The sequence below is a fragment of the Mesorhizobium huakuii genome, assembly GCF_014189455.1.
Taxonomy (GTDB): domain Bacteria; phylum Pseudomonadota; class Alphaproteobacteria; order Rhizobiales; family Rhizobiaceae; genus Mesorhizobium; species Mesorhizobium huakuii_A.
Map to the genome: position 1 here is coordinate 3,698,944 of NZ_CP050296.1, position 13,973 is coordinate 3,712,916.

The window sequence follows — 13,973 nt, forward strand, 5'->3', positions numbered from 1 at the left end:
CCTGTGGGGCCCGAAGGGCGGGCGAGGCCCGTGACTCGCCCAGGGTGGTGGATCGGCGCGCAGCGCCGAGACGGTTGAGGGGTGCGTGACGGAATGCCGTCATTGCCAAGCTGGAACACCCCTCCTCCGACCTCGCTTCGCGAGGCCACCTTCTCCCACAAGGGGAGAAGGGAAAGGCGCCCTACAGCAACCCAGCCAGTTCCGCCTCGCGGCGCAAATTCTGCCTTGGCCTCGGGCCGAGCTGCTGGATCACCAGGCCGGCGGCCAGTGAGCCGAGGTCGCCGCAGGTCTTGAGGTCGCGGCCTTGCGTGTAGCCGTGCAGGAAACCGGCGGCGTAGAGATCGCCGGCGCCCGTCGTGTCGACCAGTTCCCGGATCGCGGTGGCCTGGATGACCACGGTCTCGTCGCCGCGCACGATGACCGAGCCCTTTTCCGAGCGGGTCACGGCAGCGATCTTGCAGTCCTTGCGGATTTGCGCCAGCGCCTCGTCGAAGGACGATGTCTGGTAGAGCGATTTGATCTCGTGGCTGTTGGCAAAGACGATGTCGACCGTGCCCGAGCGCATCAGCTCGAGGAACTCGTCGCGATAGCGGTCGACGCAGAACGAATCCGACAATGTCATCGACACTTCGCGGCCTGCCGCGTGCGCCAGCCTGGCCGTCTGCCGGATTGCTTCCTTGGCGCGCGGCGGGTCCCACAGATAGCCTTCGAAATAGGTGACCTTGGCGCCCGATGCCTTGTCGGCTTCGACATCCTCGGGCCCAAGCTCGACGCAGGCGCCGAGATAGGTGTTCATCGAGCGCTCGCCATCGGGCGTGACGAAGATCATCGACCGCGCCGTCGGCGGCTCGCCCGCGAGCGGTTTGGTGTCGAAGGCGACGCCTTGCGCATGGATGTCGTGCGCGTAGATTTCGCCCAGCGCATCATTGGAGACCTTGCCGAAGAAGGCGGCGCGTCCGCCGAAGGAGGCGACGCCGGCCGCCGTGTTGCCGGCGCTGCCGCCGGAAGCCTCGATCGCCGGACCCATGCGGCTGTAGAGCAGTTCGGCGCGCCGGGTATCGATGAGGTTCATCGCGCCCTTGATGATGCCGTTGGTTTCGAGGAATTCCTCCTCGCACTGGGCGATGATGTCGACAATGGCATTGCCGATGCAAAGCACGTCATAATCCGGCATCAATGTCTCCGCCAAAAACCCGAGCCGGCTTCTTGCCACGCTGGCCGGGCGCGGGTTTAGCGATTCGCGACGGCTTTGCCTAGGGTATGTTGATATTCAGCTGATGCCGGCCTGGCCCGGACCCTGGAGCGCGACACGTCAGGCGCTACGACAATTCGACCGTGGACGAAGCATTTCTTCGCGGCGTTGCCTAGAAGTCAGGCTTGATCGACCGCATCCGAAGACGGCAGGCCCATGACCGCAAAGAACGACACGACAACCGACCTGGCCTTGCTCGGCGTGCTGGCGGTGCTGTGGGGCGCCTCCTACACCTTCATCAAGATCGGCGTCGAAACGATCCCGCCGGTGACTTTCATCGCCGCCCGCACCTTGATTGCCGGCGGCATCCTGTTCGCCATCATCCGCTGGCGCGGGCTCGCCATGCCGCACGATGCGGTCACCTGGCGCCGCTTCGCCTTCCAGGCCTGCCTCAACAGCGTCATACCGTTTACGCTGATCGCGGCGGCCGAGCGCTCGGTCGATGCCGGCCTCGCCACCATCCTCAATTCCACATCGCCGATTTTCACCTTCCTGCTGACGGCGCTCATCACCCGCCATGAGCCGGTCACGGTGCGCAAGCTCATCGGTGTCGGCGCCGGCATAGCCGGCATCTGCCTCATCGTCGGCACCGAGGCGCTGGGTGGTCTCGGTCACGAGTTGTGGGCGCAGGTCGCCATCGTCGTGGCAACGATCTGCTATGCCGGCGCCGCCATCTTCGGCCGTGGCTTCAAGGGTCTCGATCCGATGCTGCCGGCGGCCGGTTCGATGCTCTGCGGCGCGGTCATACTGGTGCCGGTCAGCCTGGTTGTCGACCAGCCCTGGACGCTCACGCCGTCGACGGCGTCGATCCTGGCCCTGCTCGGCCTCTCGGTGTTTTCGACGGCGCTCGCCTTCGTCATATATTTCCGCCTCATCCACACGCTGGGTTCCGTCGGCACGACGTCGCAGGCCTATCTGCGCGTGCCGATCGGCGTCGGCATCGGCGCTGTCTTCCTCGGTGAAAGCCTGGGGCCGACGGCGTGGCTGGGCATGGCCTTTGTCGTGGTCGGTGTCGCGGCCATGACCATCCCGGTCCGCAAACCGGCCTTCGCGCGGTAGCGATCCGCGCTTGTGCTCGCGACCCGCGCTGCCTATCTCGGGGGCGTCCCGCCTTTCGGCGGTGTCCGCTGACCTGGGGGTTGAAGCACGGTGATTTTCGACGCTGCCCGCACCGCGCCCTCGAGCTGCTCTCGCCGCCGTTTCGTGCCGTGTTCGTCAAGACGCTGGGCCTGACCGTGCTGGCGCTGGTCGCCTTGTGGTTCGGCCTGACCAGCCTTGTCGAGTGGCTGGCTCTGCCATGGCTGCAGGCCTTGTTGCCCGGCATACCGTCCTGGGCCGGCTGGCTGGGCGGCATCGTCGCGGCCATAGCCCTTGCCTTCGGCATGGCCCTGCTCGTCGCACCGGTCACGGCGGTGATCGCCGGCCTGTTCCTCGACGATGTCGCCGAAGTGGTCGAGCGCACCGACTATCCCCGCGAGCCGATCGGGCGCGCCATGCCGGCGCTGCGCTCGCTGGTGCTGGCGATAAAATTCTTCGGCGTCGTCATCCTCGGCAACATCGTGGCGCTTCTGCTGCTGCTGGTGCCGGGCATCAACATCGCCGCTTTCTTCATCGTCAACGGCTATCTGCTCGGCCGCGAATTCTTCGAATTCGCCGCCATGCGCTTTCGCCTGGAGGAAGAAGCCAGGGCCTTGCGCAAGCAGTATGCCGGTACGGTTTTCCTAGCCGGGCTGGTCATCGCCGCCTTCCTGGCCGTGCCGCTGCTCAATCTGCTGACGCCGCTCTTCGCCGCCGCCATGATGGTGCATCTGCACAAAGCGATCTCGGCGCGCGAAAGCCGCCGGTAACCGCAAGTGTCGCAATCGGCCCTTTAGGCTGAGGATTTGCCGTACAACGCCTGCAATTTGCCGAACGGCATGGCGGCGCGGGTGAAGCCGAACGTGCCGTCCTGCTGGATTTCGCGCGCCGCCGTCTCCAGCATGCCGTAGGCGAAATTGGTCAGCCACGGTCCGAGCGAAATGCGCTTGACGCCGGCCATTGCGAGATCGGCGATGGTGAAGCCCGGTTTCGCCATGACGTTGACCGGCTTGCCGACCGCCGAGCAGAGCGTGCGCACCATCTCGACGTCGCCGATGCCCGGCGCATAGAGCACGTCGGCGCCGGCCTTCTCGAAGGCCTGCAGCCGCTTGATGGTGTCGTCGAGATCGGACTTGCCCCAGAGAAAATTCTCGGCGCGCGCGGTGAAGACGAAATCGCGTTTCAGGGCCCGCGCCGCTTCCACCGCCGCCGCCACGCGCTCGACCGCGTGCGAGAAATCATAGATCGGCTTGTCCGGGTCACCGGTGTGGTCCTCGATCGAGCAGCCGGCAAGGCCGGCCGCTTCCGCCGCGAAGATGGTTTCGGCGGCCCGCTCGGCGCTGTCGCCCTTGCCTTTCTCGAGATCGGCCGAGACCGGCAGGTCGGTTGCCGCCGTCACCTCGCGGCAATGATGGATCATTTGCTCGAAGGTCACCGCGCCGTCCGGCAGGCCACGCGAAAAGGCAAAGCCGGCGCTGGTCGTCGCCAGCGCCTTGAAACCGAAGGAACCGAGCAGCTTGGTCGTGCCCGGATCCCAGGGATTGGGCATGACGAAGGTCGAGGCATGCAGGTCGCGAAAAATCTTGCCCTTGTCCATGAATGCTCCCCATGACGAGTGTCGGGTGGATGCTATCGCGCCGTCTGCGGCCGGGCAAATAAATGCGCTTGGTTCAGAAGCGTTTCTCGTTCTCTGCTGACAATTTGGCGAGTGCGTCGGAATCCGCGACGTAGCGCGATGTCTTCTTGTCCCAGTGGTATGTGACCGAGATGTCGCGCGACGACGCCTCGGGCGGCGCGTCGTCGCAGCTTTCATCGCTGGGTACAGTGCTGTCGGTCACCGTCACCTTGACGGCGGCATAAGGCCGGCCGTCGGCGATGGACTGGAACGCCACATCCTGCTTGCGGCTGTAGGCGCAGAGCCTTTCGTCGAACGTGTAGATCATGTCGATCAGCTCGAACCTGTCGTCGCGGACCATGATCAGCGGCGTGATCACATAGCCCTGGCTCGAATTGAAATGCGTGCTCATGGTGATGAGCATGTCGTCGCCGGCGCCGATCGAAAGCTTGTTCGGTTCGCGGAAATAGGTGCTGCGGTCGACCGCGACATTGGCCGCATCGAGCAGCTTCGGCTTGGCCGTGACGTCGTAGAGCGCCAGTATTGCATAGCCCTCGGCGCTGTCGGGAGAATCGCCGAGGTCGAACAACATCGCCAGCCGGTCCTTGCCGCCGGCCTTGATGGGCAGCACGGCGGCGTTGGGGAAACTGGATGTCTCGGGCGGCGAACCACCGCTATCCGGTCCCGCGATGTGGCGCATCTCGATCGGCAGCCCGCCCTTGTAGAAGCCCTGCCCGTCCGAGGCGAGGTCCGGGATGACCGTTTTGGCCAGGTCGAGGTAAGTCACATCGGTGCGGCCAGGCAAGGTGCTGCTGAGTTCGGGAAAGCTCACAGTCTGCGCGCCGGCCCCGGTCCATAGGAGCGGCAGCAGCATCAAAGCAAGGATGAAGCGGAAAAGGTTCGTCGGCATGAGGCCCCCAGGATCAGGCCACTCACGCTATCACGGGTTTCCGGTTCCGTGCAGCCGTGCCGAGATCAGTGGATCGGCACCAGCCCGGCCAGTTCGCGCATGTCGTCGAACAGGATGCCGCCGGCCTCGGTCAGGCCGTCGCGGTCCGAATAGGGGTCGCCGTGATAGGAAAACACCCGCATGCCGGCGGCAATGCCGGCCTGGGTGCCGGCGACGCTGTCCTCGATGACGATGCAGTCGGCGGGCGCGAAGCCCATGGTCTTGGCTGCGTGCAGGAACAGGTCGGGAAACGGTTTGCCGCGCCCGACCATGGTCGAGGAAAACATCGCATGTTCGAACAGCGGCAACAGCCCGGTCTGGCCAAGCGTGATGTGCATCTTCGAAATCCTGGCCGAGGTGGCGACGCAATAGGGGATGCCGGCCGCGCGGACCGCCTCGATGAACTCTCGGACGTAAGGGATTGCCTCGACGCCATGGGAAAACAGGTCCGGCAGGCCGGCATTCCAGCGATCGACGAAATCGGCGCCGAGGCGGACCTCGGTCTGCGCCTCGATCTCCTTCTGCACCGAGGCCATGCTGCGGCCGGAGAAATTCTTGCGGCAATATTCGAAGCTTGTCGGATAGCCGGCAGCCGTCAGCCATTCGGCGAGGCGTCGATTGGCCAGATTCTCAGTATCGACCAGAATGCCATCGCAGTCGAAGATGACTAACTTCGGAACCTGCATCAGGCGGTGCCGGTCGATCCGAACCCGCCCGAACCACGCGCCGTGCCGCCGGCCAGCGAACGCTCTTCGACGGCCACTTGCGTCACCGCCGCGAACACGATCTGGGCGATGCGCATGCCGCGCGTTACGGCAAAATCCTCGTCGCCGTGATTGATCAGCAGCACCTTCACCTCGCCGCGATAGTCGCTGTCGACCGTTCCCGGCGAATTGAGGACGGTCAGGCCATGCTTGAAAGCAAGGCCGGAGCGTGGCCGCACTTGGCCTTCCATGCCTTCGGGGATTTCCAGGATCAGCCCGGTCGGCACCAAAGCGCGCTTTCCCGGCAGTATCAGCAGTGGCCGGTCGTCGGGCACCGCCGCTCGAAGATCCATGCCGGCCGCGCCGGTGCTTTCATAGGCGGGGAGGGGTAGTCCTTCAGCATGCGGCAATCTGACGAAGCCGACAGTCGGACCGATGACGGAGGAGTTTTGGAGGGCTGCGCGCATAAAATCGATCCTATCGGCGCGATTGCCGATTCGGTCAATTCGCACGCACCGCTATCAACGGCTTTCTTTCAGGCATCACTATGACCTCGCCATCGGAACCACCGTCGTCTCCTTGATCTCTTCCATGACGAAGGAGGCCGAAACATCGGACAGCGCCACCTTGGCGATCAGCCGCTGGTAAAGTCGGTCATAGGCCTTCACGTCGGCGACGCGGGCGCGCAGGACATAGTCGAGGTCGCCGGACATGCGGTAGACGCCGGTGATCTCGGGAAAACCGGTCACCGCCGCCCGGAATCTCTGCAGCCAGTCCGGGTCATGGTTGGACGTGCGGATCAGGATGAACACCGAAAGGCCGAGTCCCAGCTTGTCGGCATCGACCAGCGCCACGCGGCCGGTGATGACGCCATCCTCCTCCAGCCGCTTGACGCGCCGCCAGCAGGCATTGCGCGACAGGGCCACCCGTTCCGACAGCTGATCGACCGACAGCGTGCCGTCGCGTTGCAATTCGGCAAGCAGTTTGCGGTCTATTTCATCGATATCCAGCGCCATGTTGGGATGTTTGTCCCATAAAACGGCAAGATACAAGGACATTTTGAGACCGATGAACCGGCGAAGCGTGTCAGGATACTCATATTGGAACGCAAGCGCTGAAGGGGAACAACATGTCGCTCGCAAGCATCTTCACATCTCATCCGGCCAAGGTCGGCGAAACCTATTTCGGCCACATGGCGTTTGCCGCCTGGTTCTCCTCGCGCCTGCTGATGGCGGCCGGCGCCGCGCTCGTTCACGCTTTCTTGCCATTTCTCTTCGAGACTACCGCCAGCCGAATCGTCCGCGAGCTGTACGAGCGGACGCACAACAGAGGCACACACGCGACCAAGGGGCCTGCGGCTCTTCCGGATCGCGCCTAAAGGACGACAGAAGCGATGTGCCGGTGGGCGGCCTATCTCGGTGAAGCGGTCTTTCTCGAAGACATTCTGACCGCGCCCTGTCACTCGCTGATTGCCCAGAGCCATTGTGCCCAGGAAGCCAAGTCGCCGACCAATGGCGACGGTTTCGGCCTTGCCTGGTATGGCGACCGGCCGGAACCCGGCCTCTATCGCGATATCCTGCCGGCCTGGTCCGATCCCAATCTGAAAAGCCTGTGCCGGCAGATCAAATCCGGCCTTTTCCTCGCCCATGTGCGGGCCTCCACCGGCGGCGCCACCAGCCGCATGAATTGCCATCCCTTCATCTCCGGTCCCTGGTCGTTCATGCATAACGGCCAGATCGGCGGCTTCGAGAAGATCCGCCGCGCGCTGGAGAATTCGCTGTCCGACGCCGTCTTCGACCAGCGCGAAGGCACCACTGATTCAGAACTCTTTTTCCTGCTGATGATCGACGAGGGATTGGCCGGCGATCCGCAAGGTGCCGTGTCGCGCGCCACCAGCCGCGTGCTGGAAGCCTCACGCCGCGCCGGCCTCGAACCGGTACTGAAGCTCACCGCCGCCTTTTCGGACGGGCAGGCGCTGCACGCGGTGCGCTACGCCACCGATGCCCACGCGCCGACGCTCTACACCTCCTCCTTGCGCAAAGGTGGCGGCCGCTGCATCGTCTCCGAACCATTCGATCGCGAGGGTGGCGACTGGCAAGCGATCCCGCCATCGAGCTTCGTCACCATGACTGGGGATGGCATGGCCATTCGTCCTTTCGCGCCCGCATCGGCTAGGCTGGCACTGGCGGTCTAGTTTCAAATTGCGGCAACGCCGCGGGCCAGCGCCCCCCTCTGTCCTGCCGGACGTTCGTCGTTCGGAAAGCCAAGCAATTGGCTTTCCGTCCGCTACGCGGACCACTCCTCAACCCCCACGAGGGGGAGATTGGATGTCACAACGGCCTTCGCCAATCGCCGACCTTGCAGGACTGAGCGAGGCGCCGAAATTGCCAATCTCCTCACTTGTGGGGGAGATGTCCGGCAGGACAGAGGGGGCGCCGTAGAGTGCCGACCTCAACGGTCGGCACAATTCTGATCAAACGCAGCCAATCTCCCAATGCTCAACTCCGCTTGAAGTCGTGCCGCTGTCCGCCATTTTCCAGGCGAGCGCGGTCAAGCCGGAGCATTTGCCATGGACATCGCTTTCTCCTCGACAACCGAACTTGCTGCCGCGATTCGCAATCGCAAAATCTCCGCCGTCGAAGCACTCGACGCCCATCTGGCGCAGATCGATCGGCACAACGCGGCGATCAACGCCGTCATCTCGCTCGACAGGGAAGGCGCGTACAGCCAAGCCAAAAAAGCCGACGCTGCACTCGCGCGCCGCGCCACGCCCGGACCGCTGCACGGCGTTCCCTTCACGCTGAAGGACACGCACGAAACCGCAGGCATGAAAACCACCGTCGGCTTTCCGCCCTTCGCCGACTATGTCGCCAGCCACGACAGCCCGGTCGTCGCCCGGCTCAAGTGGGCAGGCGGCGTGCTGATGGCCAAGACCAATGTCGCGACCATGCTGTCCGACTGGCAGTCGAACAATCCGCTGTTCGGCCGCACCAGCAATCCCTGGAACCCTGAGCGCACGGCGGGCGGCTCTAGCGGCGGCGCCGCTGCGGCGGTGGCGGCGGGGATGACGCCCTTCGATGTCGGCACTGACATGCAGGCTTCAATCCGCCTGCCCGCCGCCTTCAGCGGTGTCTATGGCTTGAAAGCAACGGAACACCGCGTCACTCTGGCCGGCGCCTTCCCCAACCCGGGCGGGGCAGCGCGCAGCGTGCGGTTGATGTCCTGCCTCGGACCGCTGGCGCGCAGCGTGGACGATTTGTCCCTGATCTATCAAATCATCGCCGGGCCGGACGGGCGCGACACCGATCTGGCGCCGGTGCCGGTCGAGACCGTGCCGAAGCTCGACCTCAAGCCATTGCGCTTAGCCTTCGCGCCGTCCTTCCCCGGCTTGCCGGTGGCCGGCGACATCAGTGCCGCGGTTGAAAATCTCGCAAAGCAGCTGCAATCGGCCGGCGCGATCGTCGAGGAAGCGAGACTGCCGAAGCTCGATCTGCACGACAATCTCGCGCAAGGCGGCGCGCTGATCGGCATGATGATGGAGGCCGCGCAACCCCAGCCGCCGGAGCAGCCGACACCGGTGTCGCGCTGGTTCGAGGCGCTCGCCCGCCGCGACAAATCCGTTCTCGCCTGGGACCGGTTCTTCGACGACTGGGATGCGCTGCTCTGCCCGGTCGCCATGACCACCGCCTTCCCGCATTGCGAGCCGGGCACGCCAATCAAGGTCGACGGCAAGGAGCAAAGCTATTGGATGCTGCCGGCCTATGGCGCCGTCTTCAACTACAGCGGTCACCCGGCACTTGCGATGCCGTGCGGAGAAGATCGCGACGGCCTGCCGATCGGCTTGCAATTGGTCGGCAAGCGCTGGTCGGAGGCGCGACTGCTTGGTGTCGCGGCGGCGATCGAGCCGCTCACCGGCGGCTTTCGCCGTCCGCCGGCTTATTGAGCAAAGCGCGACAACCCATAGGGCGCCAGCAGCGGATCGCGCTCGCCGTCAAGAATTTCCCTTGTGGCGAACAGGCCGACGGCCGGCGCCAGCGTGATGCCGGAATGCATGACCGCGATATAGAGCCCATCCATGCCTTCGGCGCGGCCGATGATCGGAAAGCCGTCGACTGGATTGGGGCGGTAGCCGATGGTGTGGAAATCGAGTTCCAGACCCTCGGCGCCGCGCAATGCTGCCTTCGTGACCGCGAACAGATCGCGCGCCGTCGCCTCAGAGTTCTCGCCGGGATCGCCGCCGGCAAAATCCGAGCCGGCGATGATGCGGCCCTCGGCCGTCTGGCGCATGTGCAGCCTCTCGGCGTGCACCAGCCCATTGAGCAGCTTTTTGTATGGTCGCGAATGGACGATCAGGCCCGGCGGCGTCTCAATCGGCAAGTTGATGCCGGCCGTCGCGGCAATGGCCGGGGCACCGACACCGGCGGCGATCACCACCTCATCGGCGGCAATCAGCCCATGCGATGTATCCACGCCGGTCATCCTGCCGTTTGTGACCGCCAGCGCCGAGACCGTGCTGGAAATGGCCCGCGCACCATGCCGTTCGGCATCCGCCAGCAACACCTTGGCCGTCGCAACCGGCTCGGCCACGCCTTCCTCCGCGACATAAACGGCGAATTCAGGAGGCTCGACGAGGTTGGGCTCGATGTGCGCCGCCCGCTCGCGGCCAACGCGTTCGATGCCGTAGCCCCATGAAGAATGTTCGGCCGCGTAGGCTTCGAGCCGGTCGGCTGGCAGATCCCAGCACAGCCCGCCGCACCAGGCGAGCGGCAGCCCGGGCAGCTCGTTTGCCAGCCGTTTCCATTCGTCCATCGCGCGGGTGCGCAGCCGGAAATAGATTTCCGGGTTGCCCCAGCTGGCGTTGATCCAGGCAAAGGAATTGGGCGTTGCGACACCGCCCGCGCCGCTTTCGGAAACGACCGTCACCCGCGCGCCTGCCCTGGTCAGATGCCAGGCGATGGAGGCGCCGATGATGCCGGCGCCGACGACGATCACTTGTTTCGTTGCAGCCATGCTTGCTCCTCTGCCTCGATCCCCAAGGCATTCCTCCAAGTGCCATCCCGTTCATCACTTGCCAACATCGGACACGGCAAAAAACTTCTCGACGCCGGTTTCCAGACCCTCTGGAACTCGGGCTATGCCGCCGCCGGCGTGCGCGACATCGTTGCCGCCGCCGATGCCCGGCCGGGCTCCTTCACCAATCATTTTGCCTCCAAGGAGGCGTTCGCCGGCGAGGTGCTGGACCGCTACTTCGCCTATGTCAGCGGACTGGTCGAAGCGGCCCTCGCACAGGATGGCACGCCACCCATCGGCAGGCTGCGCCGCTACCTCGACGTCATCACCTCGAAGCTCGAGGCGCATGACTGGGCACGCGGCTGCATGATCGGCAATCTCAGCCTCGAGACAGCCGTGCACAGCGAGCCGCTGCGCCTGCAACTCGTCGCCATTTTCGAGCGCTGGCGCCAGCCCTTCGCCGCCTGCATCGCCGAAGGCCAGGCGACCGGTGACATCACCCGAGCGTTCGAGGCGGAAGACCTCGCCGATTTCCTGCTGTCTTCCTGGCAGGGCGCCATGCTGCGCATGAAGGTCGAACGCAGCCCTGCGCCACTCGAACGGTTCAAGAAAATCATCTTCAGCACAGTGTTCGCCAAGGAGACGACCCCATGAGTTCGAAGACCGACCCGTCTCAAGCCAGCGTTGCCACAGCGAGACGTTCGCAGATAGCCGTACTCGATTCGACCATGTCCTATATCGAGGTCGGCACATCCGGCCCGACCGTGCTGTTCCTGCACGGCAACCCGACCTCATCCCATATCTGGCGCAACATCATTCCGCATATCGCGCCGTTCGGCCGCTGCATCGCGCCTGACCTGATCGGCTATGGCCAGTCCGGCAAGCCCGACATCGACTATCGCTTCTTCGACCATGTCCGCTATCTCGATGCCTTCCTCGACGCGCTCGATATCAGCGATGTGGTGCTGGTGGCGCAGGATTGGGGCACCGCGCTTGCGTTTCATCTCGCGGCACGGCGGCCGCGGCGCATCCTCGGCCTCGCCTTCATGGAATTCATCCGGCCCTTCGAGCGCTGGGAGGATTTTCACCAGCGCCCGCAAGCCCGCGAAATGTTCAAGGCGCTCCGCACGCCGGGTGTCGGCGAAAAGCTGGTCCTGGAAGACAATGTCTTCGTCGAAAAGGTGCTTCCGGCCTCGGTGCTGCGTACGATGAGCAACGAGGAGATGGCAGCCTACCGGGCGCCGTTCCCAACGCCAGAGTCGCGTAAGCCAGTGCTGCGCCTGCCCCGAGAATTGCCGATCGAAGGGCAGCCCGCCGACGTTGCCGCCATCAGCGAGCACGATCATCGCGCGCTGCGGCTGTCCACCTATCCGAAACTGCTGTTCGCCGGCGATCCCGGCGCGTTGATTTCGCCGCAGGCGGCAAAGGAGTTCGCGGCCGGGCTGAAGAACTGCCGCTTCATCAATCTCGGGCCCGGCGCGCACTATCTGCAGGAGGATCATGCCGACGCGATAGGAAGCGCCATTGCCGGCTGGCTTCCGGAGGTCGTTTTGGCGAACCGGATGGGCGAGTTGGCCTGAGGCAAGCCATGCCGTCCGGCGGCACCTGCGCCGCCGGAGCGGTCGACAGCCCGGCGCTGCGCTGCTAGAAGCCCGGCCTGTCACACGGAAATCCCAGAAGAATGCCTGAAACAATACCAGAGGAAGTGGCGCGCCGCCGCACCTTCGCGATCATCGCGCACCCGGACGCCGGCAAGACCACGCTCACCGAAAAGCTGCTGCTGTTCGGTGGCGCCATTCAGCTTGCCGGCGAGGTCAAGGCCAAGAAGGACAAGATCCAGACCCGTTCCGACTGGATGAAGATCGAGCGCGAGCGCGGCATTTCGGTCGTCACCTCGGTGATGACCTTCGAGTACGAGGACAATGTCTTCAACCTGCTCGACACGCCCGGCCACGAGGACTTCGCCGACGACACCTACCGCACGCTGTCGGCGGTCGACTCGGCCGTTATGGTCATCGACGCCGCCAAGGGCATCGAGCCGCGCACGCTGAAACTGTTCGAGGTCTGTCGGCTGCGCGACATTCCGATCATCACCTTCGTCAACAAGATGGACCGCGAAAGCCGCGATCCGTTCGAGATTTTGGACGAGATCGAGCAGAAGCTGGCGCTGGACACCGCCCCCATCACTTGGCCGATCGGCCGCGGCAGGACATTTTCCGGCACCTATCATTTGGCGCTCAACGCGGTGCGCAAGGGCGACGACGAGAAGGAGCGCACGCCGGTCAACGGTCCCGATTCCAACCGCGTCGCCGGGCTGCTGCCGGAAAACGAGCGCGAGGCCTTCATCGAGGAACTGGAACTCGCGCGCGAAGCCTGCCGACCTCTTGACATTGATGCCTTCCGCGAGGGCCACCTGACGCCGGTCTATTTCGGCTCGGCGCTGCGCAATTACGGCGTGCGCGACCTGATCGAGGCGCTCGGCGCCTTCGGCCCGCCGCCGCGCGCGCAGGATGCCGACACCCGCAAGGTCGAGGCGACCGAGGACAAGATGACCTCCTTCGTCTTCAAGATCCAGGCCAACATGGACCCCAACCACCGCGACCGCATCGCTTTCGTGCGCGTCTGCTCGGGCAAGCTCGAGCGCGGCATGAAGGCCAAACTGGTGCGCACGGGCAAGCCGATGAGCCTGTCGGCGCCGCAATTCTTCTTCGCCCGCACCCGCGTCACGGCGGACGAAGCCTTCGCTGGCGACGTCGTCGGCATCCCCAATCACGGCACGCTGCGCATCGGCGACACGCTGACCGAGGGTGAGGAAATCCTGTTCCGCGGCGTGCCGAATTTCGCCCCGGAAATCCTGCGCCGCGTCCGCCTTGGCGACGCGATGAAGGCGAAAAAACTCAAGGAAGCGCTGCACCAGATGGCCGAGGAAGGCGTCGTGCAGCTGTTCTCGCCCGAGGACGGCTCACCGGCAATCGTCGGCGTCGTCGGCGCCCTGCAGCTCGACGTGCTGAAGGAGCGGCTGAACTTCGAATACACGCTGCCGGTCGAATTCGAAATGTCGCGCTTTTCCGTCTGCCGCTGGATTTCGGCTGACGACAAAGCCGAGACGCTTCGCTTTATCGAAGCGCATCGCGGCGACATCGCCAGGGACCTCGACAATGACCCGGTGTTTTTGGCGCAGCACGCCTTCTCGCTGAACTACGAGGCCGAACGCTGGAAAGCCATCCGCTTCGCCACGATCAAGGACTACCAGGTCCGCGACAGGGCGGCGTAGGCACTGCTTTCCCTTCTCCCCTTGTGGGAGAAGGTGTCGCCGAAGGCGACGGATGAGGGGTGTTCCAGGGAATGCCAACGCCTCACTCCGCT

14 protein-coding genes and 1 pseudogene are annotated in these 13,973 nt (G+C 64.5%); 8 read left to right on the top strand and 7 right to left on the bottom strand.

Annotated elements, in window-relative coordinates:
• Window positions 1-181: 181 nt before the first annotated feature.
• Window positions 182-1,174 carry an adenosine kinase gene (locus HB778_RS18275; protein WP_183455796.1) on the bottom strand — a complete coding sequence of 331 codons (993 nt, stop codon included), beginning with the start codon at window positions 1,172-1,174 and terminating at the stop codon, window positions 182-184.
• 234 nt (window positions 1,175-1,408) lie between these two features.
• Here HB778_RS18275 and HB778_RS18280 point away from each other — a divergent pair, with 234 nt between their 5' ends.
• Together HB778_RS18280 and HB778_RS18285 are read left to right on the top strand one after the other, a co-directional pair.
• The gene (locus HB778_RS18280) at window positions 1,409-2,311 is read left to right on the top strand and encodes a DMT family transporter (protein ID WP_183455798.1); all 903 of its coding nucleotides are present in this window, start codon (window positions 1,409-1,411) and stop codon (window positions 2,309-2,311) included.
• A 90-nt stretch (window positions 2,312-2,401) separates the two neighbouring features.
• A pseudogene (locus HB778_RS18285) lies at window positions 2,402-3,099 on the top strand (sulfate transporter family protein).
• 23 nt (window positions 3,100-3,122) lie between these two features.
• Here the strand turns inward: HB778_RS18285 and HB778_RS18290 are convergent.
• The 5 genes from HB778_RS18290 to HB778_RS18310 form a co-directional block, all read right to left on the bottom strand.
• Window positions 3,123-3,926 carry an isocitrate lyase/PEP mutase family protein gene (locus tag HB778_RS18290; RefSeq protein WP_183455800.1) on the bottom strand — a complete coding sequence of 268 codons (804 nt, stop codon included), beginning with the start codon at window positions 3,924-3,926 and terminating at the stop codon, window positions 3,123-3,125.
• A 73-nt stretch (window positions 3,927-3,999) separates the two neighbouring features.
• Window positions 4,000-4,854 carry a hypothetical protein gene (locus HB778_RS18295; protein WP_183455802.1) on the bottom strand — a complete coding sequence of 285 codons (855 nt, stop codon included), beginning with the start codon at window positions 4,852-4,854 and terminating at the stop codon, window positions 4,000-4,002.
• Window positions 4,855-4,919: 65 nt separating this feature from the next.
• Complete coding sequence (locus tag HB778_RS18300) at window positions 4,920-5,579, bottom strand: HAD family hydrolase (RefSeq protein WP_183455803.1); 660 nt, start codon at window positions 5,577-5,579, stop codon at window positions 4,920-4,922.
• Window positions 5,579-6,064, bottom strand: a complete 486-nt coding sequence (gene dut, locus HB778_RS18305; protein ID WP_183455806.1) for a dUTP diphosphatase — start codon at window positions 6,062-6,064, stop codon at window positions 5,579-5,581. Before dut ends, HB778_RS18300 begins: the two co-directional genes overlap by 1 nt.
• Before the next feature lie 78 nt (window positions 6,065-6,142).
• Window positions 6,143-6,613 carry an Lrp/AsnC family transcriptional regulator gene (locus HB778_RS18310; RefSeq protein WP_183455808.1) on the bottom strand — a complete coding sequence of 157 codons (471 nt, stop codon included), beginning with the start codon at window positions 6,611-6,613 and terminating at the stop codon, window positions 6,143-6,145.
• Between the two features lie 113 nt (window positions 6,614-6,726).
• Between HB778_RS18310 and HB778_RS18315 the strand changes: the two genes are divergently transcribed.
• The 3 genes from HB778_RS18315 (at window position 6,727) to HB778_RS18325 (ending at window position 9,540) form a co-directional block, all read left to right on the top strand.
• Window positions 6,727-6,975: a DUF6356 family protein gene (locus tag HB778_RS18315; RefSeq protein WP_095200949.1), complete on the top strand. Its 249-nt coding sequence runs from the start codon at window positions 6,727-6,729 to the stop codon at window positions 6,973-6,975.
• Window positions 6,976-6,990: 15 nt separating this feature from the next.
• Window positions 6,991-7,791, top strand: coding sequence for a class II glutamine amidotransferase (locus HB778_RS18320; protein WP_183455809.1), 801 nt, complete (start codon window positions 6,991-6,993; stop codon window positions 7,789-7,791).
• Window positions 7,792-8,166: 375 nt separating this feature from the next.
• On the top strand, window positions 8,167-9,540 hold the full coding sequence (locus HB778_RS18325) for an amidase (RefSeq protein ID WP_183455812.1): 1,374 nt from the start codon (window positions 8,167-8,169) through the stop codon (window positions 9,538-9,540).
• On the opposite strand, the gene HB778_RS18330 is transcribed toward HB778_RS18325, so the two are convergent.
• Window positions 9,534-10,607 (bottom strand): NAD(P)/FAD-dependent oxidoreductase, encoded by a 1,074-nt coding sequence (locus tag HB778_RS18330; RefSeq protein WP_183455814.1) that lies wholly within the window; start codon window positions 10,605-10,607, stop codon window positions 9,534-9,536. The genes HB778_RS18325 and HB778_RS18330 overlap by 7 nt on opposite strands.
• A gap of 39 nt (window positions 10,608-10,646) precedes the next feature.
• Here HB778_RS18330 and HB778_RS18335 point away from each other — a divergent pair, with 39 nt between their 5' ends.
• The 3 genes from HB778_RS18335 to HB778_RS18345 all read left to right on the top strand — a co-directional run bounded on the left by HB778_RS18335 (window position 10,647) and on the right by HB778_RS18345 (window position 13,881).
• Window positions 10,647-11,261: a TetR/AcrR family transcriptional regulator gene (locus HB778_RS18335; RefSeq protein ID WP_244661508.1), complete on the top strand. Its 615-nt coding sequence runs from the start codon at window positions 10,647-10,649 to the stop codon at window positions 11,259-11,261.
• The gene (locus HB778_RS18340; protein ID WP_183455815.1) at window positions 11,258-12,187 is read left to right on the top strand and encodes a haloalkane dehalogenase; all 930 of its coding nucleotides are present in this window, start codon (window positions 11,258-11,260) and stop codon (window positions 12,185-12,187) included. The genes HB778_RS18335 and HB778_RS18340 overlap by 4 nt, the downstream gene beginning before the upstream one ends.
• 101 nt (window positions 12,188-12,288) lie before the next feature.
• Entirely contained in the window at window positions 12,289-13,881 is a 1,593-nt protein-coding gene (locus HB778_RS18345; RefSeq protein WP_183455817.1) for a peptide chain release factor 3, read from the top strand.
• Window positions 13,882-13,973 lie beyond the last annotated feature (92 nt).

Excerpts from the sequence above, each read along its gene's own strand:
- HB778_RS18275 (WP_183455796.1), bottom strand. The coding sequence starts at position 1,174 with ATGCCGGATTATGACGTGCTTTGCATCGGCAATGCCATTGTCGACATC.
- HB778_RS18280 (WP_183455798.1), top strand. The coding sequence starts at position 1,409 with ATGACCGCAAAGAACGACACGACAACCGACCTGGCCTTGCTCGGCGTG.
- HB778_RS18290 (WP_183455800.1), bottom strand. The coding sequence starts at position 3,926 with ATGGACAAGGGCAAGATTTTTCGCGACCTGCATGCCTCGACCTTCGTC.
- HB778_RS18295 (WP_183455802.1), bottom strand. The coding sequence starts at position 4,854 with ATGCCGACGAACCTTTTCCGCTTCATCCTTGCTTTGATGCTGCTGCCG.
- HB778_RS18300 (WP_183455803.1), bottom strand. The coding sequence starts at position 5,579 with ATGCAGGTTCCGAAGTTAGTCATCTTCGACTGCGATGGCATTCTGGTC.
- dut (WP_183455806.1), bottom strand. The coding sequence starts at position 6,064 with ATGCGCGCAGCCCTCCAAAACTCCTCCGTCATCGGTCCGACTGTCGGC.
- HB778_RS18310 (WP_183455808.1), bottom strand. The coding sequence starts at position 6,613 with ATGGCGCTGGATATCGATGAAATAGACCGCAAACTGCTTGCCGAATTG.
- HB778_RS18315 (WP_095200949.1), top strand. The coding sequence starts at position 6,727 with ATGTCGCTCGCAAGCATCTTCACATCTCATCCGGCCAAGGTCGGCGAA.
- HB778_RS18320 (WP_183455809.1), top strand. The coding sequence starts at position 6,991 with ATGTGCCGGTGGGCGGCCTATCTCGGTGAAGCGGTCTTTCTCGAAGAC.
- HB778_RS18325 (WP_183455812.1), top strand. The coding sequence starts at position 8,167 with ATGGACATCGCTTTCTCCTCGACAACCGAACTTGCTGCCGCGATTCGC.
- HB778_RS18330 (WP_183455814.1), bottom strand. The coding sequence starts at position 10,607 with ATGGCTGCAACGAAACAAGTGATCGTCGTCGGCGCCGGCATCATCGGC.
- HB778_RS18340 (WP_183455815.1), top strand. The coding sequence starts at position 11,258 with ATGAGTTCGAAGACCGACCCGTCTCAAGCCAGCGTTGCCACAGCGAGA.
- HB778_RS18345 (WP_183455817.1), top strand. The coding sequence starts at position 12,289 with ATGCCTGAAACAATACCAGAGGAAGTGGCGCGCCGCCGCACCTTCGCG.